The organism is Pseudenhygromyxa sp. WMMC2535 (assembly GCF_011083025.2).
Window position 1 is genome coordinate 2,895,454 of the sequence record NZ_JABJWV010000001.1, and the last position, 24,981, is coordinate 2,920,434.

Here is a 24,981-nt window from a genome sequence, read left to right on the forward strand (position 1 = left end):
TCGTAGAGCGCTCTGCGCCGCTTGGCCAGGGTGGGAGCGGGCACGGCTTGCCAGCGGGGGCCATCGGCGCTAGCTCCAGAGGTGATGGGCGACTCCTTCCCGCTCCCCGACGCGCTGTCCAGCAAAGTGGTTGTCTATCTGACGCCCTGGTGCCCCTACTGCAACATGGCCAAGAGCCTGCTGACCTCGAGGGAGATCCGCTTCGAGAGCGTCGATGTCACCGGGAACACCCAGGCCCGCGCGTGGCTGCGCAAGGCCTCGGGCCAGCACACCGTCCCGCAGATCTTCATCGAGGGGAAGAGCATCGGCGGCTTCACCGAGCTCGAGGCCATGGACCGCTCGGGGCGGCTGGCCTCACTCCTCGCGTAGCAGCGAGAGGATCTCTTCGTCGAGCTGAGCCTGGTGCTCGCTGGCGAACTTGCCGACGATGATGTCGCGGCGCTCGGCGATCTTGGCTTTTTGAGCCTGGTCGGCGGCGACGCCCCGACCTCCGATGCCACCGATGGCCCGGCGACGCACGCGGCTGGGTCCACGGCTGGGCCGCTTGGGTCCCTTGCCCGACGCGCTCGCGGCGACCTGGGCCTGAGCCTCGCGCGAGCTGAACGCGGGGTGGGTGAGCGAGGGATCCACCGTCGGCCCGGGGTGACCGGTGGCGAGGGGGGGACCTTGGCGCTCGACCTCGCGGGGCTCCGGCGCCGGGCGCCGCTCGGGTCGCTTGTCCTCGTCTTCTTCGCTGGCAGGGGCGACGGCGACCTTGGCTGCGGGAGCCGCCGGCGCAGCACCGTCGGCGCTCTTGGCCGCCTCGGGGTGCTCGCCGATGTATTTGATGATCTTCTCGTCGAACTCGCCTCGCCGCAGCTGGCGGATCATGCCCTTGTGGGACTCCTGCATGAGCCCCACGATGTGCTGATCCAGATCTTCTGCGGCGACGCCCTCCGGGTCGTAGGTGACCTTGTTGGAGGAGATGATCGTGCCGTCGTAGAAGACGTGCGTGAAGATATGGGCCTTCTTGACCCCCGAGTCCTCGGTCTGAACGTGATACAGCCGGCCCCGGTGAGGGATGTTGTGGTTGTAACCGAGCTGCGGTGACCGCGACATCGCGCTCGTCGAGCCTAGCACGGGCGAGGGGTCGACCGTGAGCGTTTTGAAGGCGCGCGTACGCCGGGATCGTCGACATGCGCGTCAGTCCAGTGTCGGGCGCGCGGGCAGGGAGCGCTGGCTCGTGCTATCGCTTGGCGGACGCGGGGATGAAGGGCGGGGTGGACAGGGAGAACAGCGAGCTCGAGGACCTGCTGGCGCCGGTGATCGCAGCCGGCCGCCAGGCCGAGTTGCCCTCGCCCGCGCAGGTCGAGCGCGTCGCGGCCCGTGCCCCGCGCATCCTCGACTGTCCCCCGGCGCAGCTCCACGCGCGGCTGACCGAGGCGCTGTGTGCCCGCCATCCGCACCTGGCCCTGCAGGCGCTCCACGAGCTCGGCCTGCTCGCGCAGCTGCTGCCCGAGCTCGAGGCCACGGTGAACTTCTCCCAGGAGAGCCAGCGCCGACACAAGGACGTCTGGGAGCACACCAAGACGGTGGTCTGGCAGTCGGTCCCTCGCCCGGCGGTGCGCTGGGCCGCGGTGCTCCACGACATCGGCAAGGTCCCCACGCGCTGCTTCCTCGACGACGGTCGGGTCAGCTTTCATGGCCACGCCGAGGTCGGCGAGCGCATGTTCATCCACGGCCCGGCGGCGCGCCTGGGCTTCCCGCCGGCGCTGCGCCAGCGCGTGGCCGTGCTGATCCGCATGCACCTGCGCCCCGGCCAGTACGAAGACTCGTGGACCGACGCCGCTCTGCGCCGCTTCTACACCCAGGCCGGCGAGGGCCTGCGAGATCTCCTCGACCTGTCTCGGGCCGACATCACCAGCAAGCGTCCCGGCCAGCGCAAGCGTTGCCTGCTGCGGATCAGCACCCTGAGCCGACGCGTGCAGGCGCTGATCGAGGCCGACGCCCAGGTGGATCCGCTGCCCTCGGGGCTGGGCCACGTGCTGATCGCCGAGCTCGGCCTCTCGCCTGGGCCGGTGCTCGGGCGCCTGCGTCGGCGGCTCGAGGCGCTGTGCGAGGCGGGCGAGCTCGAGGCTGGGCGGGAGCCGAGTTACTACGTCGAGCGCAGCCGAGACCTGGGCCTGGTCGGACAGGGTTGAGCAGGGCAGAGCCGAGCAGCTCAGGGCTTCGGCGAGGTTGCGCCCGAACTACTCGGCCGCGTCCTGGTCGTCGAGGCTGTAGGCGCTCGGCCGCGAGATCGGCTCGAAGCTGTACTCGAGCTCGTCGATGTCCGCGGTGTCGTCGAGGAACTCGCGGCAGGCCTCGTAGAAGTGCTCGGCCACGACGAGCGAGGAGTGGCCGCCAGGGAGCATGATGTAGTCGCGCGCGGCGACGCCGGGGATCGGGCCGGGCGGAGGACAAAAGGCGTCCGAGGCCGCGTGGATCTGACGCATGCGCACGCCCTCGGGCACCGGCGAGGTCAGCAGGTCCTCGAGGAAGGGCGAGCCGGGGAGGACCTGCCAGACCGAGGGGCTGATCGCGCCCAGGGTAGCGACGCCGGCGAGGCCGACCCAGGTGCCGCGCAGGGGCGAGCCCATCATCACGAGGTTGCGGACGTAGCGGTGACCCCCGAGCAACTTGAGGGTGTAGAGGCTGATCAGCCCGCCCATGCTGAAGCCGACCAAGTCGACCCGCGGGACCTCGAGCTTCTCGCAGATCGCCTCGAGCTGCCCGGCGAGGTCCTCGGCCGAGCGCCGCAGCGAGGCGAAGTTGAACTTGCCGTAGGCGTAGCTGAACACCACCCGGCCGTCGGCCTGAAAGCGGTGAGTGAGGGGGAGCATCGTCCCTCGGGTGCCCATGAAGCCATGGACCAATACGACCGGTGGCGTGCCGGGCCGCGTCCACGACATATCGACGCTGAAGCGATTGCCGCGGACCAGGTGTCGACTGTAGTCGAAGCTGTGAGTCACCGTGTCGACGGCGCCTCGAACGCGGTTTTTGAGCTGGTCAGCCAAGCCCATTCGGATCGAAGTCTACACACGCGGCATGGACGTGGGGAATTTCGATCGACATCTAATGGTGCCTGGCGCGCTGTGAACCTAGTTTCGCGGTCCTTTGGCCATGATAGGCGGTGAAACTGCGATGTTTTGGAACTCAGTGCCGGGATCAGTGAAAGCGACTGCGCTGCGTCCCGATCGCGCACAGCCGGCGATCCGCGACGCGCGCCCGGGTTTTGGGCGCGCGGAGTGTGTGCTTTTACCCGCGAGGTAGGTTCAAAACTCGCAGTGCCGAGGCGTGCGCGGAAAAGGCAGCACGTCGCGGATGTTTTCCATGCCGGTGGCGTACATGACCAGGCGCTCGAAGCCGAGGCCGAAGCCCGCGTGGGGGGCGGTGCCGAAGCGGCGGGTGTCGAGATACCACCAGTAGTCCTCGGCGCTCAGGCCGGGGTCCTCGGCGATGATCTGCTCGAGCACGTCGAGGCGTTCTTCGCGTTGCGAGCCGCCGATCAGCTCGCCGATCTTGGGCACGAGCAGGTCCATGGCCGCGACGGTCTTCTGGTCGTCGTTGCGGCGCATGTAGAAGGCCTTGATCTCCTTGGGGTAGTCGACGACGAAGGTCGGGCGGCCGATGGCGGTCTCGGTGATGTAGCGCTCGTGCTCGGCCTGGAGGTTCTTGCCCCACGCGACGGGGTACTCGAATTTCTGCCCGGACTTTTGCAGCAGCTCGACGGCCTCGGTGTAGGTGATGCGCGCGAAGTCGGCCGCGGCGACCTGCTCGAGCCGGGCGATCAGCCCCTTGTCGATGCGCTTGTCGAAGAAGCTCAGGTCCTCGCCGGCGCGCTCGAGGGCGGCGCGCAGCAGGTGCTTGACGAAGGCCTCGGCGAGCTCGCAGTCGTCGTCGAGATCCGCCCACGCCATCTCGGGCTCGATCATCCAAAACTCGGCCACGTGGCGGCTGGTGTTGGAGTTCTCGGCGCGGAAGGTGGGGCCGAAGGTGTAGACGTCCGACAGGCCCATGGCGAAGGTCTCGGCGTTGAGCTGGCCGGAGACGGTGAGGTAGGTGGGCTTGGCGAAGAAGTCCTGGTTGTCGTCGACGGCGCCCGCCTCGGTCCGCGGCGGGGCGCCGACGTCGAGGGTGGTGACCCGGAACATCTCGCCGGCGCCCTCGGTGTCGCTGGCCGTGATGATCGGGGTGTGGACGTAGACGAAGCCGCGCTGGGCGAAGAACTCGTGGATCGCCTGGGCGAGCACGCTGCGCACGCGGAAGACCGCGCCGAAGGTGTTTGTGCGCGCGCGCAGGTGGGCCTGCTCGCGCAGGAACTCGAACCCGTGGCGCTTCTTTTGCAGCGGGAAGCTGGGGTCCGCGAGGCCGATGATCGCTACCGTGGCGGCCTTGAGCTCGACGCGCTGACCCTTGGCCGGCGAGGCCACGAGCTCACCGACGACCTCGAGGGCGGAGCCGGTGGTCGTGTGGGTGATCGCCTCGTAGTCCGGGGTCTCGGGGGCGACGATGACCTGGAGGTTGCCCATGCAGGAGCCGTCGTTGAGCTCGATGAAGGTGACCTGCTTGCCCACGCGGATGGTCCGCACCCAGCCCTTGACGCGGACCTCGGCGAGCGGGGGCTCGGCCTGGAGGAGGTCGACGATCTTGCTCCGCTTCGTTTGCACGGGCGAAGAGTAGCGAGTCGACGAGCGCGAGCAAGGGAGGCCGGGCTCCTAGTAGACGTAGGCGGCGCCCTGGTTGGCCTGGGCCTCGCCCGCGCCGTCGCGCTTGTAGGCGCCGACTGCCAGGCTCTCGCCGGCCTCGCTCACGGCCAGGGCGCGGCCGAATTGATCGTAGGCCGCGGGCGCGGGGGCCTTGACGTAGTGGCCGCGCAGCTCGCCTGCGGGGCTCGCAAAGCCGCACGCGGGGCCGACCCGATCCAGGCGCGGGTAGACGTGCACGGCCCCGGCGTCGGCAGCCGCGTCGGCGAGGGCCTCGGGCTCGCCGGGCGCGGCGAGGGCCTCGATGGGGTCGAGGCCGGCGAGGGCGCTGTCGTCCTTGCGCGCGGCCACGGCGAGGACCTGGCCGTCCTGGCTGAGGGCGATGGCCGAGCCGAGCTCGTCGTCTTCGCCGAGCCCCTCGGGGCGCGGGAGCTCGCGCTGCTCGCAGGTCCAGGCGGACTCGCGCTGGCAGCACAGCAAGAGCGCGCCACGACCGGGGGCCGAGGCGACCAGGAGATCTCCGGCGCCGTCGAGGGCGAGGTCGGAGCCGAAGCGATCGTCGGCCATGGCCGAGTCGAGGCCGACCTCGAGCTCGCGCTGCCACTGACCGCTCGCGTCGCGCTCGTAGAGATAGACGGCGCCGCCGTCCTCGGCGAGGGCGTCCTGGCGCGGGGCCGCGATCGCCAGCCGCCGCCCGCTCGCGTCGAGGGCCAGCGCGCTGCCGAAGCCGTCGCCGCTGGCGAGCGCTGCGGGCAGCTCCACGCTGGGCAGGGCCTTCCAGGCGAGCGAGGTGTCGCGAAAATAGACCGCGACCTCGCCGGCCTCGCCGGCGCGCGGGGCCCCCACGGCGATCGTGTCGCCGTCGGCGCTCACGGCCACGTCGAGGCCGAAGCGCCCGCTGGTGTCCTCGTCGCTCAGCCCGCTCGCGTCGTTCAGCGTCCACGCCTGGTCCGCGTCGCGGACGAAGAGGTAGGCCCGGCCCTCGATCCCCGCGCCGCCGGGGGCCCCGACGAGCATGACCTCGGCCGCCGCGTCCATGGCCACGGAGAAGCCGTAGCGCCGCTCGCTGCTCAGGTTGTCGGGGAGCGGGAGGGCCTCGGGCTGGTAGCCGAGCAGCTGCGCGTCCCAGGCGTAGACGCGCACGCTGCCGAGGCCGACGCCCTCGCCATCGGCGTTCATGAAGGGCGCGCCCACGGCCAGGTGGGAGGCGTCGCGGTCGAGGCTGAGGGCGGTCCCGAAGGTGTTGTCGGCCTCGAGATCGGCGGGCGCGAGGGTGTCGATGGCCGCGCGCAGCTGGGCGGCCGTCGGCGCGACCAGGTGGGTGTCGACGCAGGCGCAGGCCTGGTCCTCGCACTGGCGCAGCTCGTAGCCGAGCTCGCGGCCAAAGTGCAGCGGCGCGGCGAGGGTGTGCTCGCCGGGCAGCGCGGGGTCGAGGGCGAGCACGGCTGCGCCCGCGGGGCCGTGGGCGATCAGCTGCTCGTGGCCGACCTCGCCGCTCGGGTCGGCCGTCCAGCGCAGGCGAAAGCGTCCCGGGCCCTCGACCTCCAGCTCGAGCTGCGGGTCCGCGAAGCCGCAGGGCGGGGCCTGGTCGTCCGGGGGGAAGGCGTCGGTGTCGTAGCAGCCCCCGCAGGCCGCGAGGGCGCCGAGCAGCGCGCTGACCCGGGGCTTCAAAATCGTACCTCCAGCGCGCCGGGCCCGAGGCCGAGCGTGGGCGCCTGCTTGGCGAGGGGGGCCGGCCGGTGACGGCGGGCGTCGACCAGCAGCGCGACGCCGGTGGCCAGCAGGGCCCCCGCGAGCACGCCGGAGGCCACGGCCGTGCGGTTGTAGGTCCGGCCGCGGCGGTCGAGGGAGGCGAGGGTCTCGTAGTCGGAGGTCAGGCTCATCTGGCGGTTGATGTCGGCGCCCAGGGCCGAGGTCAGGGCCAAGCCCCAGGTCGCGGCTGCGCCCAGGGCCGTGGCGCTCGCGCCCAGGGAGACCTCGAGGCGGTAGCGTCGCCTGGCCTGGGCTTCGGCGTCGAGCCGTGGCGGCGGAGGCTCGCCGGGGGCGTGCGCGAGGGCGTCGGGTTGGTCGCCCTGGTCCGCGGCTTCGCTGGCTGCGGTGGCGGGCTCGCAGGCGGCGTCCTGCTCGGCGGCGTCCTGCTCGGCGGCGTCCTGCTCGGCGGCGTCCTGCTCCTCGAGCAGGCGCAGGAGGGTCGCGCGTCGCTCGTCGCTGTCGGCCAGCGACTCCTCGTCGTCGGCGCGGACGTGCGTCCGATAGCGATCGAGCAGGCGCAGCGCGAGCTCGAGGTGACGGCGATCGCCGTCGAGGGTGTAGGCCTGCTGGTGTGCCAGGGTGATCTTGTAGAGCAGCGTGGCCTCGAGCAGCGCGGCCTCGTCGGCGGGCAGGAGCATGTAAGCGTGCTCCCAGCGCGCGATCGCCTCGTCGTAGTGCCCGAGTTCGAAGGCGCGCTGGCCAGCGTCGGAGAGGGCTCGCGCGGCCTCGAGGTCAGCCGCCTGTGGCGCCGCGAGCTCGAGGGGTCGAGGGTCGTCGAGGGGAGGGGCCAGGGGGAGGATTGGCAGCGTCAGCGACAGCCCTGCCGTGTGAATGGGCGATCGCCAACGACCACGGGCGGGAGGCCAAACCACGCGTGGATCATACGCAAGCGCCGCGTGGGCGGCAATCTTCGCTATAGTTGGGCCCGCCATGGTGTCGGGGGGACAGCCTTCGGAGAGGATCGGCTTCGCGGCCACCGAGGCCTTCGGCCCCGGGGCGCTGCCGAACCCCGAGCGCGACGAGCAGCCCGAGCCGCCCGCGGAGGAGCTGTGCGGAGCGCTGATCGCAGGCCGCTATCGCCTGGTCAGCCAGCTCGGCAGCGGCGGCATGGGCTCGGTCTATCTGGCCACGGACCTCGAGAGCAAGCGGCGCTTCGCCGTGAAGATCTACCGCGCGTCGCTGCCCGGGCGCGGCTCGGAGCACGCCGATCGCCTGGCCCGGGAGGCCAGGATGATCTCGATGCTCGAGCACGAGAACATCGTCGAGATCTTCGCCTCGGGCATGCACGACGAGAGCCTGCCCTACTTCGTGATGGAGTGCCTCGACGGCGAGGACCTCGGCGCGACGATCCGCCGCGAGGGGCCGCTGGCGTGGTCGCGGGCGCGGCCGATGCTGCTGCAGATCCTCTCGGCCCTCGCGCACGCCCACGCCCAGGGCGTGATCCACCGCGACGTCAAACCACAAAATTGCTTCCGGCTGCTGCGTCGAGGCAACCGCGACTTCATCAAGGTCCTCGACTTCGGCCTGGCCAAGTCGATCGACAGCCGCCTCGCCGACGACGCGATCACGCGCACCGGGGTGGTGCTCGGCACGGTCCAGTACATGTCGCCGGAGCAGGCCCGCGGCGAGCAGGTGGGGGTCGCCAGCGACCTCTACTCGGTCGGCGTGCTGGCCTACGAGCTGCTCACGGGCGTGCGGCCCTTCGACGGGCGCACGCCCACGGCGGTCCTCGCCAGGCTGCTCACCGAGGACCCGCCAAAGATGGCCGAGGTTGCGCCGGACCAGCCCGTGGATCCGCGGGTCGAGGCCCTGATCGCGCGCGCGCTGAGCAAGGACCCGCAGCAGCGCTACGCGAGCGCGGACGAGTTCATCGCGCAGATCGAGAAGCTGCCCGCAGACCTCGCGCGCACCCGGGCGAGGGGGCGCCGCGCCAGGCTCCGCGTTGGGGCCGCGGTCTTCGGCCTGGGCCTCGTTTGCGCGGGGGTCTTGTTCCTGCGCGAGCGCGCCTACGGCGAGCTGATCGACGGCTCGCAAGCTGCGCTGGAGGTCGACGCCGAGCTCGAGGGAGAGGCGCTCTACCCCGCGGCCCACGCACCGAACGCGCGGGTCTCGGGCTCGGTCGACAGCGCCACGGAGACGGCAGCAAAGACTGCGGTGGCGGCCAGCGATAGGCCAGGCTCGGAGGACGAGGCCGAGCCCCTACCTCGGGGACGCACGCGGGCACGCGCAGCGGTGCCCGAGCAGCTGCGCGAGCGAGACATGCGCTCGACCTTGGCGGCCGCGGGCAAGCGCTCGCGCGCCTGCGGAGGAGGCTTCGACGACTGGGCGCGGGTCGAGATCGACGTGGCGCCCGACGGGAAGGTCACCAGAGCCAAGACCTTGTCCTCCCTGGGGGGATCTCAGCTTGGAAACTGCGCAGAGCGAGCGATCCGCGGCCAACGTTTTCCCGCCAGCCGCTCGGGGCTGCGGCGCTACACGATCGCGCTCCCCTTGACCGCCAACGCGCGTTGACGGCCGGCGACGCCAGCGCCGGGAGCCTGCGGGGATCGCCGTACGCGAGCGCCCAAACTGCGTTTTGGGTGGTCCTCAAGTAGACTGCTCCCGTGGCAGATGAGCTCTCGAGTCGGTCGCCGGGCGACGCGATGGCGACCGCGGTCATCGTCGAGCCGCGAGAGAGCGAGGGCGCTCGCGCGCATCTCGGCCTCGGTCAATGCATCGGCCGCTACGTCGTCCTCGAGGAGCTCGGGACCGGGGCCATGGGCGAGGTCTACTCCGCCTACGACCCCGAGCTCGATCGCCGGGTCGCCGTCAAGCTGCTGCGGCGCCGGTCCTCTCGCGGAGCGAAGTCGTTGATCCGCGAGGCCCAGGCCATGGCCAAGCTCGCCCACCCCAACGTGGTGGCCGTCCACGACGTGGGCACGCTCGACGCGGACGAGGGGGAGCCCGCCCGGCTCTTCATCGCCATGGAGTACGTCGAGGGCGGCACGCTGCGCGAGTGGTGGCAGGCCCGCGCGCGCGGCTGGGAGGAGATCGTCGCGGTCTTCGTCGAGGCCGGGCGCGGGCTCGCGGCTGCGCACGCCAAGAAGCTGGTCCACCGCGACTTCAAGCCCGACAACGTGCTGGTCGGCGCGGACGGTCGGGTCAAGGTCACGGACTTTGGCCTCGCGCGCTCGGCCGGCGAGCTCGCCAGCGACCTCGCCGGGGACTCCGGAGAGTCCGGGGCGTCCGGGCGAGGCGAGGGCTCGGCGGACTCGAGCCACGCCGAGCCCGAGACCCTCGACGGCAACCCGGTGGCCCTGGTCGAGACCGGCAGCGGCAGCCGACAGCGCCCGGGGCTCGAGGCTGAGGACGAGGGCGCGGACGAAGGCGGGTCCGCGAGCGACTCGAAGGGCTCGCAGGGCTCGCGCGGGTCGAGGAACTCGAGGGGTCTGCGGAGCTCAGGGGGGAGCTCGAGGGGCTCGAGGGGCTCGAGGAGCTCACTGGGCTCACGAGGATCGCGGGGCTCGAGGCGCTCGCGCTCCGAGAGCGCGCTGAAGAGCGCCGAGCCCACGGGCTCCTTCGCGCTGCTGCCCAAGTCGCGCTGGTACGGGACGCCGGCCTACATGGCCCCGGAGCAGTTCACGGGCGGCGTCGTCGATCACCTCACGGATCAGTTCTCCTTTTGCGTGGGCCTGTTCGAGGCGCTCTATGGCTCTCGCCCCTTCCCGGGCACCAAGGCCCGCCAGGTCGCCGAGCAGGTCTGCCGCGGCGCGCGGATCAGCCCGCCGGAGGTCGGCGTGCCCAAGCGGGTGCTCGAGGTGATCGAGCGCGGCCTGTCGATCCAGCGCGAGGATCGCTTCGCGTCCATGGACGAGCTGCTCCTCGCCCTCGAGCCGCCGGCCGCGACGCGGCGCCGCTCGACGCTGATCGTGGGCGCGAGCGCGGCCGTGGTCGCCGTCGCGGCCGTGCTCTTTGGCGCGGGCGTGGGCGAGCGGGAGCAGCCGCCCGACGCCTGCGCCAGGGCCGACGCCGCCGTCGTCGAGACGTGGTCGCCGCAGCGCCGCCTCGACCTCGAGGAGCAGATCGTCGCCACCGAGGTCCCCGGGGCAGCGGATACGGCCAAGCGCGTGGTCGCGACCTTCGACATCTACGCCCGGCAGCTGAGCGAGGCGCTGGTCGGCAACTGCCACGAGCACACCAAGGATCCGGGGCTGGCGGATCTCTACCAGCGCCGCAGCCAGTGCCTCGCGCGTCGCCTCGGCGCCCTCGAGGCCCAGCTCGGGGCCTTCACGCCCGTCGACGCGACCCGGATCCAGAACCTGGTGACGGCCGCGGCCGGGCTGCCTGCGGTCGGCGACTGTAGCGACCTCGAGCAGCTGGCGGCGCGCTTCGAGCCGCCGCCGCCGGCCATCGCCAACGCCGTGGCCAGCTCCGCGCGGCGCCTCGATCGCGTCGACGCCCTCTACCGCGAGAGCGCCTTCGAGGCCGCCCGCGCCCTGCTCGAGCCGTCCCTGCCCGGGATCCTCGCCCTCGGGCACGACCCGCTCACGGCCCGGGCGCAGCTGCTCGAGGGCCGCCTCGCCGACGCCGAGCACGACTACGAGTTGGCCCACGAGGCGCTCTACCAGGCCTACCTGGCCGGCCTGGCCAGCAACGACGACGCCCTCGCCGTCGACGCCCTCGCCGTCATGGTCCGCGTCGTCGGCGTGCACCTCGGGGACTTCGACGCGGCGAGGCGCTGGGCCGAGCAGGCCCACGCCCTCGGCGAGCGCCTCGATCGTCACGTCGCCCTCGCCAGGCTCGGCAACTTCGAGGCCCAGGTGGCCTATCGCAGCGGAGACCTCGAGCGCGCGGTCGAGCTCTCTGCTGCCGCCCTCGAGCTCTACCGCGATCTCTTTGGCGACGACAACGTCGAGGTCGGCAAGGCCGAGGGCAACCTCGCCGCCTTGTTGCTCGCCGCGGATCGCCTCGAGGAGTCGCTGCCCCATCACCGCCGGGCCCTGGCCATCGCCGAGGCCGAGCTCGGCCCGCTGCACGGCAGCAGTGTCACGATGCAGCTCAACTACGCGTCGACGCTGATGCACCTCGGCCGTGACGAGGACGCGCGCGAGCAATTCGAACTCGGCCTCGCGCGCCTGGCTGCCCGCGGAGAAGATTCCGACGAGAGCCTGCAGGCGATGCTGCTCAACGGCCTCGGTGAGCTGGACGCCCGGGCCCAGGACTGGAAGGGCGCGAACCACCGCTTCGCGCACATGCACGAGATCTTCTTGCGGCTCTACGGCCCCGAGCACGGCTACACCCTCAACGCGACCACGAGCCTGGCCGCGAGCAAGGCTCGCCTTGGCCGGGCGAACGAGGCCGTCGAGATGCTCGAGCAGACCCTGCGCGTGTCCGAGCGCCAGGAGATGCCGGCGGTGGAGGTCGCGACGACGCGCGCCGAGCTGGCGATCGCGCTTTGGATCCGCAACCACACGAATGACCGCACCGTCGCGAGCGCGCTCCTGGCCGACGCCCTCGCGGCCTTCGCCGAAGACGGGCGCGAGGTCTCGCCGGTGCTCGCGACGTGGATGGCCGAGCACCCGGGCATGCTCGTGCGGATGGAGCACCACTGAAGCCGCTCCTGCGCGAGTCTCGCGTGTTTTGGGCGCGCTTTGCTCGACCCCGACTCCCAGCCAGACGCTCGAAGGGGTGATCCCAGCTCGGTCGCGAAAGCGAGCGCGATCACGTCTCCTACCCTGACCCATGTTGGTGGGTCAGTGAGACTCGGTGGTCGTTGGTGGGCGCTGCCGAGCACGGGCTGTTCTCGTCTCGACGAAGCCCGGTGCCCGTGACTATCCTGGATGCGTGAGCGAGCCGAGCAGTAAAAGCGAGTACAGCGGCGCCGCGTTGCGCTCTTTCATCGTCGCCTTGTCCGAGTCGCAGGCGACCATCGACAAGCTGCTCGCCGACGCTGGCGTCGACAACATCGATCCCGAGGCTTGGTACGACTACGACTGGGCAGTTTCCTTCTTCTACAAGATCGAGACCTTGCTCGGGAAAGCCGCGCTCACCGAGGTCGGTCGCAGCATGATCGAGGCGGCGATCTACCCACCAGAGATCGACAACATCCACGCGCTGCTCTCCGGCCTCGGCTACTGGTTCGCCCTCAACGCGCGCGGCCCCGACGTCGGCGAGATCACCTGCGAGTTCGAAGACGAGTGCACCGCGCTGATCGACAACTCGGCCCGCGGACCCTGCTCCTTCAACGTCGGGATCATCCAAGGCGCGTGCGCGCGCTACGGGATCACGCCGCTGATCGAGCACGGCAACGAGGGCTGCAAAGACGACGGCGCGCCGACCTGCCTCTATCGCGTCAGCTGGTGATGGCGGTCCTCGACGCACAGCGCCGCGAGACGATCGCGGCGCAGCTCAGCGAAAGGCTGTCCGGCAGGCGCGCGAGCGCGTTCATGAAGGCCGGGGCCGCGCGTTGCCGTGGCCTCGTCGAGGACACCCTCGCGGCCTTCGAGCAGGATCTCGAGGCGGGCTCGCGCGGACAGACGCGGACCTGCGTGATCGCGATGCTCGACGGGCTCATGGGTGATGGGCTGAACTTCGCGGACCTGCGCTTTTTCAGCACCTCGCTGCGCGAGCAGGTCCGCGACGCGGTCATCGCGGGCGCGAGCGCGAGCGCCGACCCGGACGCGCAGATCGAGTCGCTGCTCGCGGTCGAGGACTGGTTTTTCAACCATCTGTCGACCTGCTGCATCCACTTCATGGTCCGCCGGGATCAGCAGCTCCAGGCGGCCTCGGCCAGCCGCGACCTGGAGCGCTTCGAGTCGCAGCTCGAGGAGCTGGGGATCGCCCTGGCCGAGAAGACGGAGCTGCTCGAGCGTTTTCGCCAGGCCTCGACGCCGATCGTGCCGGTGGTCAGCGGGATCCTCGTGGTCCCGCTGATCGGGGCCTTCGATCAATTCCGTGCGCAGCTGCTGACGGAGAAGCTCCTCGATGAGATCGTCCGCATGCGGGCGCGCTCGGTGATCATCGATCTGTCGGGGGTGCCGCTCTTCGACGTCGAGTCTGCGGACATGGTGGCTCGCCTGGCTCGCTCGTCGCGGATGCTCGGGGCGGAGGTGTTCTTCGTGGGGTTGTCGCCTCAGCACGCGTTGGCGATCCTCGATCTCGATGTGGATTTGTCGGGGATCACGACCTTGGGGACGCTGCAGGACGGGCTCGCGCAGGCGTTGCTTTCTCAGCGGTTGAAGATCTCGAAGATGTGAGGGGTTGTTGGTCTTTTTAGGAGGGAGTCGGTGACCGGCAGGCACGCGCACGGGCCAGCAGGGGACCCTCGGGCCTCAGACAGATCGCTGACTGCGGAGGTGTTTGCGTGGGGCGATTGGCTTCTTTGGTGGAGGGATGAGCGTCGAGGGTGGGGTGCGTACGCTAAACTCGGCCCGAGGGTCCCCTGCTGGCCCTTTTGTGCGCGTCTTTGTCGGTGGGTGTCTCCGCCTCGGTCTTGTTGAGGTCATTTTTAGGAGGCCAGCAGGGTGATGTAGCCTCTGTTTGGACCGAAGAGCTTGTGTCGCTTGCTCATTCTCTGACTACGACACCCGCCAAGTCGTTACAGGGTTGACCGTCAACCGCTTCCCCAATGTGGATCGCAAGTATCTATATCGAGTTCGCGCGATGTTGCACTCGCTGCGTGTGGACGGACCCAATATCGCACTTCAGAAGTATCGTAACGAGAACCCCGACGAAGACCGACGCCCAGGGGGGAGCCCCGACTTCCCGACGATCTTGCGCGGACACATCGAGTACATCGGCCACGTGCGCGGACACGACGATCGCTGGTATTTGAAATTTGCGCGGGGATTCTCCGCCCCGCAGCCCAATGCAAAATTCCGCTCGCAGTTCGTCTCCGAGAAACCGCGGGACGTGTTCTTTTGTCACGCCTCGGAGGACAAGAGCGACGTGGTCGAGCCCTTGAACAGGGAGTGTAAAAAACTGGGGCTCTCGTGCTGGTATGACAAGCAGGACATCAAATGGGGTGACGGGCTCATTCGAAACATCGACCGAGGCCTCTCGACCAGTAAAATCGTCGTGGTTGTGGTCTCGGATTCGTTCGCCAAGAAGCCGTGGCCTCTGCACGAGATGGAGGCCGCGACCGTGCTTGAGCTCGAGCACGGTGAGGTCTTCGTGTTGCCCCTCTTTGTCGGTTTGGAGGCGCAGATCCGTACGCTACGAAGGAAGTTTCCGATGTTGTTGCGCAAGCTCTCGTTCGATATGCCCCGACCCCCGCCCCAGCGGCGCCTTCTTGAGGCTGCACAACAAATCCAGAGTCGACTGCGGGCGTCAGATCTCAACAGTGCTGTGACGCCATAGCTGAGCGAGACTCCGAAGATCGTCGGCTTGGCCCCGCCAAGCCGAAGGAAAATGGGGTCCGAATAGGCCTGGGCTTTCCGGGGTCGCCCAATCTCAGCCAGCGAGTAGCCCGACTCATGGCCAAGATGGGCCTCAGCGCAGACCTGAAGCCGAAATTCCGGATAGTGGACATGGAACCGACAGCGAAACTCGCCACCAACATCCTCGACCGCCAGTTCGAGGTCGACGAGCCAGATCAGGTCTGGGTCTCGGACATCACGTACATCTGGACCGCCGCCGGCTGGCTGTATCTGGCCGTGGTGATCGACCTGTACTCGCGCCGAGTCGTCGGCTGGGCGATGGCCGAGCACATGCGCGCCGAGCTCGTCCTCGAGGCGCTCGAGGTCGCGCTCGGGAGCCTCGAGCCCTCCGACGCGGGCTTGCTCTTTCACTCGGATCAGGGCGCCCAGTACAAGGCGACACGCGTCCGCGAGCGCCTCGAGGCCGAGAAGATCACCTGTAGCATGAGCCGCCGAGGCAACTGCTGGGACAACGCCGTGGCCGAGGCATTCTTCGCCACGCTGAAGCGCGAGCATGTCTACCGGAAGGTCTTCCTCACCCAGGATCAGGCGATGATTTCCATTGCAGAATGGATCGGGATTTACGCAATAGTTAGCGTAAGCATTCGACCATCGGCTACTGCTCGCCGGTCGAATACGAGCGGGACTACCTATGTGGAGCTCACGGTGAGTCAGGTCGCATAAAACCAGGTGTCCGAAATTTCGGGGCAAGACGGGCACTTTCAACGGCGCTCCCAATAACATCCAGGCGGGGATGCAGGACCTGACAGGCACGCTATCGGCCGCAGTGCTGCTCATGCACGAGTTCGGGCACGTCAAGCAGGACATCGAGGCCGAACAGTTCGCGGCCCTGGGCCCGCTGGCAGGCGCGGGGGGGATCCGCGACTTCACAGCCTGGCTCAACGGACTCCACGCCAGGTTGCTGCCCATGTACGGGTATGCCGGGCTCGTCGCCCCGAACCTGCCCAACCCGCACAACGACGTCATGGAGGACGACAACGTGACTCGTCACGAGCGGCCCGCTCAGATCGCGCTGGGAGAGCCAATCCGAAACCACTACCACAACACGCTCATCTTCGACGACCTCAACCCGCAGACGCAGATGATCGTGAACGGCATGGGACTCGACCCCGCGATGCCAGCCCACCATCTGCCCGCGATGGTCTCGACGGCGTTCAAAATCAGGCACGCTCCGCTCCCAGTCAACACGAACTCGGTCCTCGAGGTGGATTCGATCCTGATCAATGGGCGAGCGTGACCTCGTGGCGATGGACAGCGGCATAGGTGGCCCAAACGGCGCGCCAGCGTTTCGAGATGACGAGGGCTCGCAGTGCGAGCGTTCCTCGCAGGCCAGGCACCTCCCAGGACTGCGCGGGGCGCTTGACGCGGCGTTGCATCGTCCAGCAGGTGCTCTCGGTCGCGCCGCTACCAATGGGCAGGTTGGCCGCGTACGACGACGCATAACGCATCAGTGGTTTGCGATGGCGTATGTAGCTGAGCGCGGCCGCGACCGCCGTGCGAGCGGTCGTGTCCCGGCCCGGCAGTCGCTTCGCCCGTTCCAGAAGACCTCGCCAGATCCGCTCGATCGCTCCGTCGTCGCGCAGGAGCTCGCCGCGATACCAGCTCTTCATGTTGAAGGGATCGCCCTCGGGCTCGCAGGCATCCACGACTGCATCGAGGTAGTTGCTCGTCAGGTGCTCGAAGTCGATCAAGGTCCGGACCTTCGCGTCGCTCGGCAGCACTCGAGCCAACGCCTCGGGCAGCGCACGCAGCTCGGGCGCGGCGTCTTGGACCACGTGAACCGGGAGCTGTGGGTGGCTACGGAGGATCCACGCCACGTCCGCCGCGACCCGCTCGGCGAGCTTTCGGACGTCCTCCCCCGCATCGGCTGCGTATCGCCAGGTGTGCAGCTCCTGTCCCTCCGCGTCGTGGATGGTGACGCTGCCCACCCACGCCTTTCGCCAGTGGTGCTCCTTGGGGGGCGGCGGCTTGCGGACGTACTCCGCGAGCCGCCGCTTCGGTCGCGCCGCCTCCGCGAGGTCGGCGTCGAGCTGCTCAGCCATGCGCACCGAGAAGCGATCGAGCCCGCAGCTGATCGAGGCCACTCCCGGCGGGATGGCCTCCACGGCCCTGCTCGCGGCCTCGAGCATGTCGACGTCTTCGACGATGTCGGCGGACATCAGCTTGACGCGCTTTTCGAGCAACGAACGGCTCGGAGGCCGCATCCCGACCACCCTCAGGATGTTCTCGAGCTCGCGGCTGTTCAGGTCCGCGCTCAGCTCACCAGCGATGCGGGCGAAGTCGGGGGTCAAGCGTCGGGCGATCATACCGACGCACAGCTCCAGCGGCTTGATCGTCGGCCCGTTGTGCACGCCGAGCTCCCGGTAGAGCGCCTCCTCGATCGTGTGCGGCCCCCAGCGTCCGTGGTAGGTCGCCGACGACCGCTGCGACAGGCGAGCGTAGCGTCGGCCTCCGACCTCGACCACGTCGGCCTCCGAGACAGACTCGCGCAAGTCGTCGTCCTCACGCTGCCACAGCACGTCTCGCATCAGCTCCGCCTCCAGATCACGCCGCTGCTCGAAGGTCGCATCTGGCCCGAGCTGCTCGTCGACCTTCTGCTTGATCATCGCCGCGAGCTTCCGCACCAGCTCACTGTTCGGCTTCTTGGGCTGCTTCTTGGGCTTTTTCCGGCTTGCCATGGTGACCTCCAGCCCAGCATGATCTCAAACCTCGGAAACCACAACCGGGGAGTCGCCGTCCTCCTGCAACGCGCTGGGGAGCCTGCTCAGGATCGGATCCGCCCCGTCGGTCCTGACCCATATCACCTTCTTGCGAGGCCAGATTCAGAATATCCTGCAAAATCTCCCCCTAGCTCCGGCTTGGAGGAGGAATAGCGTGATAGATCTGGATATTCACCTCATGAGGGCCTTTCGGTTCTGGACCATCCGCGATGCGTTGGACATGCAGCAGCAAAACCTCCCGGCTGGTCCCGGAGGTCCGCCGACCTTCCAAGCCCCCTAACCGCGCTCCCAGCCGCTCGCGCGCAGGTCCTCGGTGCTCGCCTGCCCGCAGTGCCCCAGCCTCGTCGACGACTCGAGCAGCTGCGCCGTAGCTTTCGCCTCGGGCTCGAGCGAGTAGGCAACACCTTCATCCGTTCGGGACTACTTTGAGCCGAAGCACGCAGAATGTCAGCTCCGCCATGGCTCGCCGACGTCGAACGTGATCGCCTCGAAGGGTTCGATGTGGGCCGCTCGTTCGCCGCCGCCGCGGCCAAGGCGATCCCAGCCGGCCAACTCGAGCTCGACTTCGCCGCGTGACCTGACCCTGATCAGGTCGCGCTGGTCGAGCCGTGCGTCGGGTGCACGGAGCTGGGCAAGTGCCGGGCGACATCGCGCCTTCTCGCGCCCTATGGGGCTCTGCTTGGGGTGATATCGCGCCATCCGGGTCCTGTTGCGACATGCACGCCAGCTCTCAGGCTGGCGCGATGTTAACGCATCCCACCGACCCTGCATTGGATGTCCTTTCCGCAAGTCGCGCTGCCAATTCACTGATGAATTGCTCTTTGTTTCCGCGCGGAAAAGGACGCTCGCCGCCGGATTCTTTCCTCTTTCAAAGAACCATGGGACCAACTCGGGTCGGGAGGAGGATTGGAGCGACTTCATGAAGTGCGGAGAATTCGGCTGTGAGAACGAAGCCACTTGTTTCATGCTCGGGTGGCGCGGGCGGGTACCCCGGTGCGACGAACACCGATCGACCTCCCAGGTCTATTACTCCATCGATCTCGTCGAGCTCTCCTCGAGTGAACTCAAGAAGCGCCAGCCGCTCCCGCCGCCCGATCAGTCCGTGGCTTCGGCGGGGTGGGGGCAGTTCGAGGCGCCTCCAGGCCAATGCCTCCTGACACTGACGAAGCCGCTGAGTGCGAAGACCCCGTTCTCGCCTGGGGTTGGCCCCCAGTTCAGGTCATTCGTTCGCAAGTCGTTCAGGTGGTGGCACGTGGAGGACATGGTCTATCCGGGCTACACGGAGGTCTTGTTGGACGGAGACCCCTTCTTCAATTGGCTGCAGATATCGGGGCGAGCCCACGGGTTCTCATGTCGAAAGGTCAGCCTCGCTACCTTGAACTGGAACCGCGACTCTGTGCTTCGTACATGCGCAGGGCCGTCACTGTTCTTGGATCAGGAACTACCGGTCAATCGGGAGTTCATGCTGCCGCCGCATTACTCTGGCATCATCAGCAAAGCCGTAGACTTCCTTGGTGGCGTGCGCTCGGCGAAGAGCGTGATCCCCACGCTGGCCGGGACCAAACTGAGCCCGAAGTTGTTCGGCGTGCACACGGAGCCCTTCGCCGGAGGCAACGTCATCAGCGCGCGAAATCATCGAGATCAGCTGTGCTTCGTTGTCGGAGACGCCGCCCCCTTGTCCGTGTGGCGGTCTACCTCATGCCCCTCGCTCGACAAGGCGAAGCAGCGAGTCGCTCGACTGCTGATGGGGACCGATGATCCTCCGTTTGACGTGAATGTCGTCTTCGTTCCCCAATGGGCCTACCACATCGACCTGCAAATGCTCTATGTCGGAAATGGCACGATTGCCTTGCATAGCTTCACCAAGCAGCTCGAGCTGGTCAATGACTTCTACTTCGGAGCTCGGGGGGGGGCGAAGCGCGAGAGGTTCGGGCGCCCCATCAAGAAGCTCATCACGACCTATCGTAAGATCCAGTCGGAGACGCGCCGAGTCCTCGAGGGGGCAGGGCTCACCGTGGTCGAGACCGCTGGCGTGTTTCCGCTGGGCGTCGTCGATGGCCACATCAACAATGGCAGGGGCATGGGGCCCTTCTTCTGCTTTTGCAATGGTCTCGGGGTGTTCCCCGACAAAGTCCTCGTTGCTCACGATGATGACGAGGATGATCAGTTCATTCAGTTCGCGTTCGAGTGTTTCAGTAATGATATGAAGGAAGTTGGGATCAGCGTGATCCCGGTCGGCGGCCACCTGGGCGGAGAGCTGATCAAGAGCGATGTCCGCACCTTCATGTACGAGCAGGAGGGCGGCCTGCGCTGCAAGATCACGACCCTGCCAAAGAAGATCTTCCGTGGCAGCGGCTTCAACTGAGCCGGCCCAGGCTGATAGACCTCGAGCAGCAGTCAACGCCAACGTCTTCGCGCGGGCAGGCGCCGCGAGCGAGCGAGGGGATGCCGGAGCGCCCCGGGGACGCGCGGCTGAGCGAGCTGCAGGCGATGGCTGGCGGCGAAGATGGGGGCGGCCTTCGAGACGGACTTCTCGAGCGTGCGGGTGAGCGAGGGGCCCGAGGCGGGGCAGGTGGGAGCGCGGGTGTTCACGCGGTGGGAGGAGCTGCACTTTGGGCCTGGGGAGTATCGGCCGCAGAGCGCGGCAGGGCACGTGGCGTCGGCACCACCCGTGAGCCCGGCACGGCGCCGGGGTTGGACAGCGGCGGCGGCGAGGTCTCGGTCCAGGCCTCGGGGTTGTCCTTCGGCTCCTTGGCGGACGGCTCCTCGACCCAGCGCTCGACGTCGCGCGGCAGGTCCGGGTAGGGCAGCAGCGGGCGCTGGTGATGCGCCCGGCGTCGGGCAAAAACGCTACGCCGGTGGTAAGCCGGCGCGCGGGCAGCTGGGGCTCGGCGCTCAGCCGCAGGCGCCGACCTCCTCGAGCGCCGCGAAGTGGGCCCCGGCGTCGAGCAGGCCGGCGTCGGTGCACTGCGAGGCCTGCGTGGTCAGGATCGTCCAGTCGAAGCCCTCGACGACGCCGCCGAGGTCGACGCAGGGCGAGGCCGGATCGAGGTAGAGCGACTCGACGCCGTCGTCGTCGAGATCGAGGGTCTGGAAGGGATCCGCGATCAGCCCGACGTTGCCACCGCCGTCGTTGAAGCCCTGCATGCCGGCGGGGATGCAGGAGTTGGCGACGAAGTGGGGCACCACGTCGCCAACCTCGTCGGGCCACATCGCGCAGGAGCGCAGGCTCCCGGCGAAGACCCCCTGATCGAGGCCGAGCTCGGCGATGAAGCCGGCGACCACCGCCCCGGTCACCGCCGTGTTGCCGCTGAAGCTCGAGGCTGACACGTCGATGGAGCCGTAGAGCGCCCCGCCGCTCTCGGCCTCGTTGGCGATGAACTCGCTGTTGACGACGTCGATTTCGGCGGAGCCGACGCTCAGGTAGCCGAAGGCGTAGATCGCCCCGCCCTCGCTGGCGCTGTTGGCGATGAAGCTGCTGTCGAAGACGTCGATGTCCGCCTTGCTGAAGTCAGTGATGCCACCATAGATCGCCCCGCCGAACTCGGCCTGGTTGCCGACGAAGAGCGAGTCGCGGATCGTGACATCCGTGCCCAGGAGCGCGGCCCCGCGCTCGCCTTGGTTGTCGATGAAGCGGCAGCGCTCGACGCTGAAGTTGGCCGCCGACGCTGCCCCGGCGGTGTTGGCGATGAACTCGCTGTCCTCGATCAGCGCCGACAAGGTCGCGATCACGGCCCGGATCCCGGAGTTGCCCTCGATCAGGCAGTCGTGCATGCGCACATTCCCGCCCCGGATCCCGCCGCCGACGTTGTCGGCGATGGTGCTGTTCCACAGCTCGGTGTAGCCGAAGTAGGCCGAGCCAAAGAGGATGACGTGGTCGATCACGGCGTACTCGCCCACGCCGGTGACCTGGTTGGCGTCGATGCTCGAGTCGTGGATCAGCAGCCGGCTCTGGTCTTGGTGGATCGCCGCGCCGGCGCTCTCGCTGACGTTGTCGTGGATCCTGCTGTCGCGCAGCTCTGCGGTGGTGGCGTGGAGCAGATCGAGGCCGCGGCTGGTGTCGTGGATGTCGAGGTTGGCGAGGATCAGCTGCGGCGTGTCGAGATGATCGAAGACCGCGCCGATGCTGTCGATGCCGTGGCCGCGGGCGCCCACCGGCAGGCTCGGGTCGCCGCTGATCTCCAGTCCGTCGAGGCGGATCTGCGGCGAGTCCGTGACGAAGTCGTCGATCTCGACCACCGCCGCCGTGCCGGTCTGGCGCAGCAGCGTGGTGTGGGCGCTGAGATCCCGCTGCTCGAGGGCCGTCTCCGTGGCGGCAAAGCCTCCGTAGACCCGGACGCCCGGGCCCACGCGCAGGACCACGCCGGCGTCCGGCGGCCCGTAGATGCCCTCCGCGACCCAGACCACCCCGCCGACGCCGGCGAGCTCCTCGACCGTCGCCCGCAGATCGTTGCGCGCCGTCTCCCAGCTCAGGCCGTCGCCGCCGTCGGGGGCGTCGATGTCGACGTGGATCGGGTCGCTGTCCCCTCCGCCGGTGTCGCCGGTGTCGCCCGTGTCCGTGCTGTCCGAACTGTCCGTGTCCGACTCGCTACTACCGCTGTCGCTCGAGTCCGACCCCGAATCGCTCTCCGTGCTCTCGTCCGTCGTATCGGTGGTCTCGCTCTCCGCGTCCGTGTCCGTGCTCTCGCCCGTGTCCGTGCTCTCGCCCGTGTCCGTGCTCTCGCCCGTGTCCGTGCTCTCGTCCGTGTCCGTCCCCGTGCTCTCGTCGCTGTCGCCCCCCGCCGTCGCGGTCTCGTCGACGCCCACGTCGTCCCCGAGCGGGCAGCCGAGGGCGCTCAGCGCCGACAGCGAGAGCAGCAGCCCACAGCTGGAGACGCCCCAGGTCGGCCTCGGTGGTGCGGAGCTCATGGCTGTCCATGGTCCGCGACGCCGAGCCCTTCACGCGAAGCGCGTGCTGCTCAGGCCGGCGCTCAGCCGCAGCGGCCGGCCTCCTCGAGGGGCGCGAAGTGGACTCCGGCGTCGAGGCTCACGCTGTCGGTGCACTGCGAGGCCTGCGTGGTCAGGATCGTCCAGTCGAAGCCCTCGAGCTCGCCGCCGAGGTCGACGCAGGGCGAGGCCGGATCGAGGTAGAGCGACTCGACGCCGTCGTCGTCGAGATCGAGGGTCTGGAAGGGATCCGCGATCAGCCCGACGTTGCCGCCGTCGTCGTCGAAGCCCTGCATGCCGGCGGGGAAGCAGGAGTTGGCGATGTGGTGGGCCACCGTGCTGCCGACCTCGTCGGGCCACATCGCGCAGGAGCGCAGGCTCCCGGCCATGTGCACATTTTCCGGGCCTTGGATGAAGCCGGCGATCACCGCCCCGCTCGCCGCCGTGTTGCCGCTGAAGCTCGAGGCCTCGGCCGTGACCGCGCCGTAGAGCGCCCCGCCGCTCTCGGCCTCGTTGGCGATGAACTCGCTGTTGAAGACGTCGATGTCGGCGGAGCCGCTCATCCCGTCGCCGTGGGCGTAGATCGCCCCGCCTTCGTTGGCGCTGTTGGCGATGAACTTGCTGTCGAAGATGTCGAAGCGGGAGTAGTAGAAGTCGCTGACATAGCCATAGATCGCCCCGCCCTTCTCGGCGTGGTTGCCGACGAAGAGCGAGTCGCGGATCGTGGCCTTCTCTCCGGTGATCGCAGCGCCCATCGAGCTCTCGTTGTCGATGAAGCGGCAGCGATCGACGGTGAACTCCGCGCCGCTGAGCGCCCCGCTCTGGTTGCCGATGAAGTCGCAGTCTTCGTAGCTGCTGTTGAGGGTGCCGCCGGCGGCCCGGCCGGTGTTGCCGGAGAGGGTGCAGCGCTGCAGTTGCACCGAGGCGCCACTGATGCCGCCGCGGACGTTGTTGGAGAAGCTGCTGTCCTCGGCCCAGAGAAAGCCGGAGTAGAAGTCTCCCCACAGTTGCAGGTGCTTGATCGCCCCGTTGCCGCAGTCGCCGATGACCTCGTTGTCGACCACGCTCGAGTCGTACATGAACACCCAGCTGTGGGCCTGGTAGATCGCCGCGCCGGCGATACCCACGTTGTGGTGGAAGCTGCTGTCGTAGATCTCGACGGTGCTGAAGTTGCTGACGTAGAGGCCGCGGCTGGTGTCGTGAATGTCGAGGTTGGCCAGGGTGATCTGTGGCGCGTAGTGGTTTTCGAACTCCTGCCCCAGGCAGTCGATGCCCGGGCCGCGCTCCTCCACCGGCAGCTCGAGGTCTCCGCTGATCTCCAGGCCGTCGAGGCGGATCAGGGCGGTGTCCGCGTCGAAGCCGTCGATCTCGACCACCGGCGCCGCCCCGATCTGGCGCAGCAGCGTGGTGTGGGCCTCGAGGTCCCGCTCCTCGAGGGACGTCTCCGTGGCCGCAAAACCCCCGTAGAGGCGAAGGCCTGGGGCCACGCGCAGGACCACGCCCTCGTCCGGCGGCCCGTAGACGCCCTCTGCGACCCAGACCACCCCGCCGAGGTCGGCGAGCTCCTCGACCGTCGCCCGTAGATCGTTGCGCGCCGTCTCCCAGCTCAGGCCGTCGCCGCCGTCGGGGGCATCGATGTCGACGTAGATCGGGTCGCTGTTCTCTTCGCCGGTGTCGCCCGTGTCCGTGTCGTCCGTGCTCGTGTCTGACGTATCCGTGCCCTCGTCCGTCCCCGTGTCCTCGTCCGTGCTCGTGTCCGACGTGTCCATGCCCGTGTCCGTGTCCGTGCCCTCGTCGGTATCCGTGCCCTCGTCCGTATCCGTGCCCGTGTCCGTGTCCGTGCCCTCGTCCGTCCCGCTCGTGCTCTCCTCCGTCCCGCTCGTGCTCTCCTCCGTCCCCGTCTCCTCTGTCTCCTCCGTCTCCTCGCCCGTCGTCCCCGTCTGTGTCCCGGCCTTCGACCCGGTCGACTCCGCGCCTGTGCTCTGTGTCCCGGCCGTGTCCGGATCCGCGCCCGTGCCCTCGTCCGTGTCGAGGCCCGCGCTCTCGTCGGTCTCATCGACGCCGACCGAGTCGCCATCGACGATCTCGCCGTCTCCGAGCGGACAGCCGAGCATGGTGAGCAGCGACGAGCACAAAGACAGGGGCAGCCACGAGCCAGCGCTGCCGCGCGCCGGCCTCGGCGATACGGAACTCATGGTGGCTCCATGGCCCTGGGCGCCAGTCCCTTCACAAAACCTCGGGGGTTCACCGTGAAAGCCAAGCGAGAGCGGGCTGCGAGGGCGACGAGGGCCCCGGTGCTGAGCCACAACAGCCCCGGCAATCTCCTCACTCGGGCACGACGTTGCGCATCCAGGAGCCCGGGTTCACGCCGACGATCGTTGTGGGAGAAGGGCGGAGTCGAGCGCTACTCTCGCTCTCGAGTTTCTTCCCACGGGACCAATC

21 protein-coding genes are annotated in these 24,981 nt (G+C 68.7%); 12 read left to right on the forward strand and 9 right to left on the reverse strand.

Annotation, left to right across the window (positions count from 1 at the left end):
- Positions 1–84 precede the first annotated feature (84 nt).
- Positions 85–369 carry a glutaredoxin domain-containing protein gene (locus G6O69_RS11180; protein WP_172303500.1) on the forward strand — a complete coding sequence of 95 codons (285 nt, stop codon included), beginning with the start codon at positions 85–87 and terminating at the stop codon, positions 367–369.
- On the opposite strand, the gene G6O69_RS11185 is transcribed toward G6O69_RS11180, so the two are convergent.
- Positions 355–1,098 (reverse strand): hypothetical protein, encoded by a 744-nt coding sequence (locus tag G6O69_RS11185; RefSeq protein ID WP_172303501.1) that lies wholly within the window; start codon positions 1,096–1,098, stop codon positions 355–357. The two genes, G6O69_RS11180 and G6O69_RS11185, sit on opposite strands and share 15 nt — an antisense overlap.
- A gap of 77 nt (positions 1,099–1,175) precedes the next feature.
- On the opposite strand from G6O69_RS11185, the gene G6O69_RS11190 reads away from it, so the two are divergent.
- Positions 1,176–2,180, forward strand: coding sequence for an HD domain-containing protein (locus G6O69_RS11190; RefSeq protein WP_172303502.1), 1,005 nt, complete (start codon positions 1,176–1,178; stop codon positions 2,178–2,180).
- Between the two features lie 48 nt (positions 2,181–2,228).
- On the opposite strand, the gene G6O69_RS11195 is transcribed toward G6O69_RS11190, so the two are convergent.
- From G6O69_RS11195 to G6O69_RS11210, 4 genes are all read right to left on the reverse strand, one after another.
- Positions 2,229–2,990: an alpha/beta fold hydrolase gene (locus G6O69_RS11195; RefSeq protein ID WP_172303503.1), complete on the reverse strand. Its 762-nt coding sequence runs from the start codon at positions 2,988–2,990 to the stop codon at positions 2,229–2,231.
- Positions 2,991–3,293: 303 nt separating this feature from the next.
- Positions 3,294–4,688: an asparagine--tRNA ligase gene (gene asnS, locus G6O69_RS11200; protein ID WP_172303504.1), complete on the reverse strand. Its 1,395-nt coding sequence runs from the start codon at positions 4,686–4,688 to the stop codon at positions 3,294–3,296.
- 48 nt (positions 4,689–4,736) lie between these two features.
- Positions 4,737–6,395 (reverse strand): FG-GAP repeat protein, encoded by a 1,659-nt coding sequence (locus G6O69_RS11205; protein ID WP_172303505.1) that lies wholly within the window; start codon positions 6,393–6,395, stop codon positions 4,737–4,739.
- The gene (locus G6O69_RS11210; protein WP_172303506.1) at positions 6,392–7,348 is read right to left on the reverse strand and encodes a hypothetical protein; all 957 of its coding nucleotides are present in this window, start codon (positions 7,346–7,348) and stop codon (positions 6,392–6,394) included. Before G6O69_RS11210 ends, G6O69_RS11205 begins: the two co-directional genes overlap by 4 nt.
- A gap of 58 nt (positions 7,349–7,406) precedes the next feature.
- Here G6O69_RS11210 and G6O69_RS11215 point away from each other — a divergent pair, with 58 nt between their 5' ends.
- The 7 genes from G6O69_RS11215 to G6O69_RS11245 all read left to right on the forward strand — a co-directional run bounded on the left by G6O69_RS11215 (position 7,407) and on the right by G6O69_RS11245 (position 16,130).
- Positions 7,407–8,987, forward strand: a complete 1,581-nt coding sequence (locus G6O69_RS11215; RefSeq protein ID WP_172303507.1) for a protein kinase — start codon at positions 7,407–7,409, stop codon at positions 8,985–8,987.
- 92 nt (positions 8,988–9,079) lie between these two features.
- Positions 9,080–12,067, forward strand: coding sequence for a serine/threonine-protein kinase (locus tag G6O69_RS11220; protein ID WP_172303508.1), 2,988 nt, complete (start codon positions 9,080–9,082; stop codon positions 12,065–12,067).
- A 232-nt stretch (positions 12,068–12,299) separates the two neighbouring features.
- Entirely contained in the window at positions 12,300–12,818 is a 519-nt protein-coding gene (locus tag G6O69_RS11225) for a hypothetical protein (RefSeq protein ID WP_172303509.1), read from the forward strand.
- A complete protein-coding gene (locus G6O69_RS11230; RefSeq protein WP_217909805.1) occupies positions 12,818–13,711 on the forward strand; it encodes an STAS domain-containing protein in 894 nt (297 codons plus the stop codon). The genes G6O69_RS11225 and G6O69_RS11230 overlap by 1 nt, the downstream gene beginning before the upstream one ends.
- Before the next feature lie 406 nt (positions 13,712–14,117).
- Positions 14,118–14,813 carry a toll/interleukin-1 receptor domain-containing protein gene (locus G6O69_RS11235; protein WP_172303511.1) on the forward strand — a complete coding sequence of 232 codons (696 nt, stop codon included), beginning with the start codon at positions 14,118–14,120 and terminating at the stop codon, positions 14,811–14,813.
- Between the two features lie 68 nt (positions 14,814–14,881).
- On the forward strand, positions 14,882–15,556 hold the full coding sequence (locus tag G6O69_RS11240) for an IS3 family transposase (protein ID WP_255216236.1): 675 nt from the start codon (positions 14,882–14,884) through the stop codon (positions 15,554–15,556).
- A gap of 70 nt (positions 15,557–15,626) precedes the next feature.
- Entirely contained in the window at positions 15,627–16,130 is a 504-nt protein-coding gene (locus G6O69_RS11245; protein ID WP_172303513.1) for a hypothetical protein, read from the forward strand.
- Here the strand turns inward: G6O69_RS11245 and G6O69_RS11250 are convergent.
- Positions 16,114–17,571, reverse strand: coding sequence for a hypothetical protein (locus G6O69_RS11250; protein WP_172303514.1), 1,458 nt, complete (start codon positions 17,569–17,571; stop codon positions 16,114–16,116). The two genes, G6O69_RS11245 and G6O69_RS11250, sit on opposite strands and share 17 nt — an antisense overlap.
- A gap of 486 nt (positions 17,572–18,057) precedes the next feature.
- Between G6O69_RS11250 and G6O69_RS40065 the strand changes: the two genes are divergently transcribed.
- Together G6O69_RS40065 and G6O69_RS11255 are read left to right on the forward strand one after the other, a co-directional pair.
- Positions 18,058–18,189, forward strand: coding sequence for a hypothetical protein (locus tag G6O69_RS40065; protein ID WP_255215760.1), 132 nt, complete (start codon positions 18,058–18,060; stop codon positions 18,187–18,189).
- 853 nt (positions 18,190–19,042) lie between these two features.
- Positions 19,043–19,978 carry a hypothetical protein gene (locus G6O69_RS11255; protein WP_176396769.1) on the forward strand — a complete coding sequence of 312 codons (936 nt, stop codon included), beginning with the start codon at positions 19,043–19,045 and terminating at the stop codon, positions 19,976–19,978.
- Positions 19,979–20,010: 32 nt separating this feature from the next.
- On the opposite strand, the gene G6O69_RS11260 is transcribed toward G6O69_RS11255, so the two are convergent.
- Positions 20,011–20,205, reverse strand: a complete 195-nt coding sequence (locus G6O69_RS11260; RefSeq protein WP_176396524.1) for a hypothetical protein — start codon at positions 20,203–20,205, stop codon at positions 20,011–20,013.
- 3 nt (positions 20,206–20,208) lie between these two features.
- On the opposite strand from G6O69_RS11260, the gene G6O69_RS40070 reads away from it, so the two are divergent.
- Positions 20,209–20,418 carry a hypothetical protein gene (locus tag G6O69_RS40070; RefSeq protein WP_255215761.1) on the forward strand — a complete coding sequence of 70 codons (210 nt, stop codon included), beginning with the start codon at positions 20,209–20,211 and terminating at the stop codon, positions 20,416–20,418.
- A 90-nt stretch (positions 20,419–20,508) separates the two neighbouring features.
- Here the strand turns inward: G6O69_RS40070 and G6O69_RS40075 are convergent, their stop codons facing one another.
- Together G6O69_RS40075 and G6O69_RS11270 are read right to left on the reverse strand one after the other, a co-directional pair.
- Positions 20,509–22,521, reverse strand: coding sequence for a hypothetical protein (locus G6O69_RS40075; protein ID WP_255215762.1), 2,013 nt, complete (start codon positions 22,519–22,521; stop codon positions 20,509–20,511).
- A gap of 62 nt (positions 22,522–22,583) precedes the next feature.
- The gene (locus G6O69_RS11270) at positions 22,584–24,734 is read right to left on the reverse strand and encodes a right-handed parallel beta-helix repeat-containing protein (protein WP_172303517.1); all 2,151 of its coding nucleotides are present in this window, start codon (positions 24,732–24,734) and stop codon (positions 22,584–22,586) included.
- Positions 24,735–24,981: the final 247 nt, after the last annotated feature.

Coding starts and splice junctions, on each gene's coding strand:
- G6O69_RS11180 (WP_172303500.1), top strand. CDS start 85: ATGGGCGACTCCTTCCCGCTCCCCGACGCGCTGTCCAGCAAAGTGGTT.
- G6O69_RS11185 (WP_172303501.1), bottom strand. CDS start 1,098: ATGTCGCGGTCACCGCAGCTCGGTTACAACCACAACATCCCTCACCGG.
- G6O69_RS11190 (WP_172303502.1), top strand. CDS start 1,176: ATGCGCGTCAGTCCAGTGTCGGGCGCGCGGGCAGGGAGCGCTGGCTCG.
- G6O69_RS11215 (WP_172303507.1), top strand. CDS start 7,407: ATGGTGTCGGGGGGACAGCCTTCGGAGAGGATCGGCTTCGCGGCCACC.
- G6O69_RS11230 (WP_217909805.1), top strand. CDS start 12,818: ATGGCGGTCCTCGACGCACAGCGCCGCGAGACGATCGCGGCGCAGCTC.
- G6O69_RS11235 (WP_172303511.1), top strand. CDS start 14,118: ATGTTGCACTCGCTGCGTGTGGACGGACCCAATATCGCACTTCAGAAG.
- G6O69_RS11245 (WP_172303513.1), top strand. CDS start 15,627: ATGCAGGACCTGACAGGCACGCTATCGGCCGCAGTGCTGCTCATGCAC.
- G6O69_RS11250 (WP_172303514.1), bottom strand. CDS start 17,571: ATGGCAAGCCGGAAAAAGCCCAAGAAGCAGCCCAAGAAGCCGAACAGT.
- G6O69_RS40065 (WP_255215760.1), top strand. CDS start 18,058: ATGTCAGCTCCGCCATGGCTCGCCGACGTCGAACGTGATCGCCTCGAA.
- G6O69_RS40075 (WP_255215762.1), bottom strand. CDS start 22,521: ATGAGCTCCGCACCACCGAGGCCGACCTGGGGCGTCTCCAGCTGTGGG.
- G6O69_RS11270 (WP_172303517.1), bottom strand. CDS start 24,734: ATGAGTTCCGTATCGCCGAGGCCGGCGCGCGGCAGCGCTGGCTCGTGG.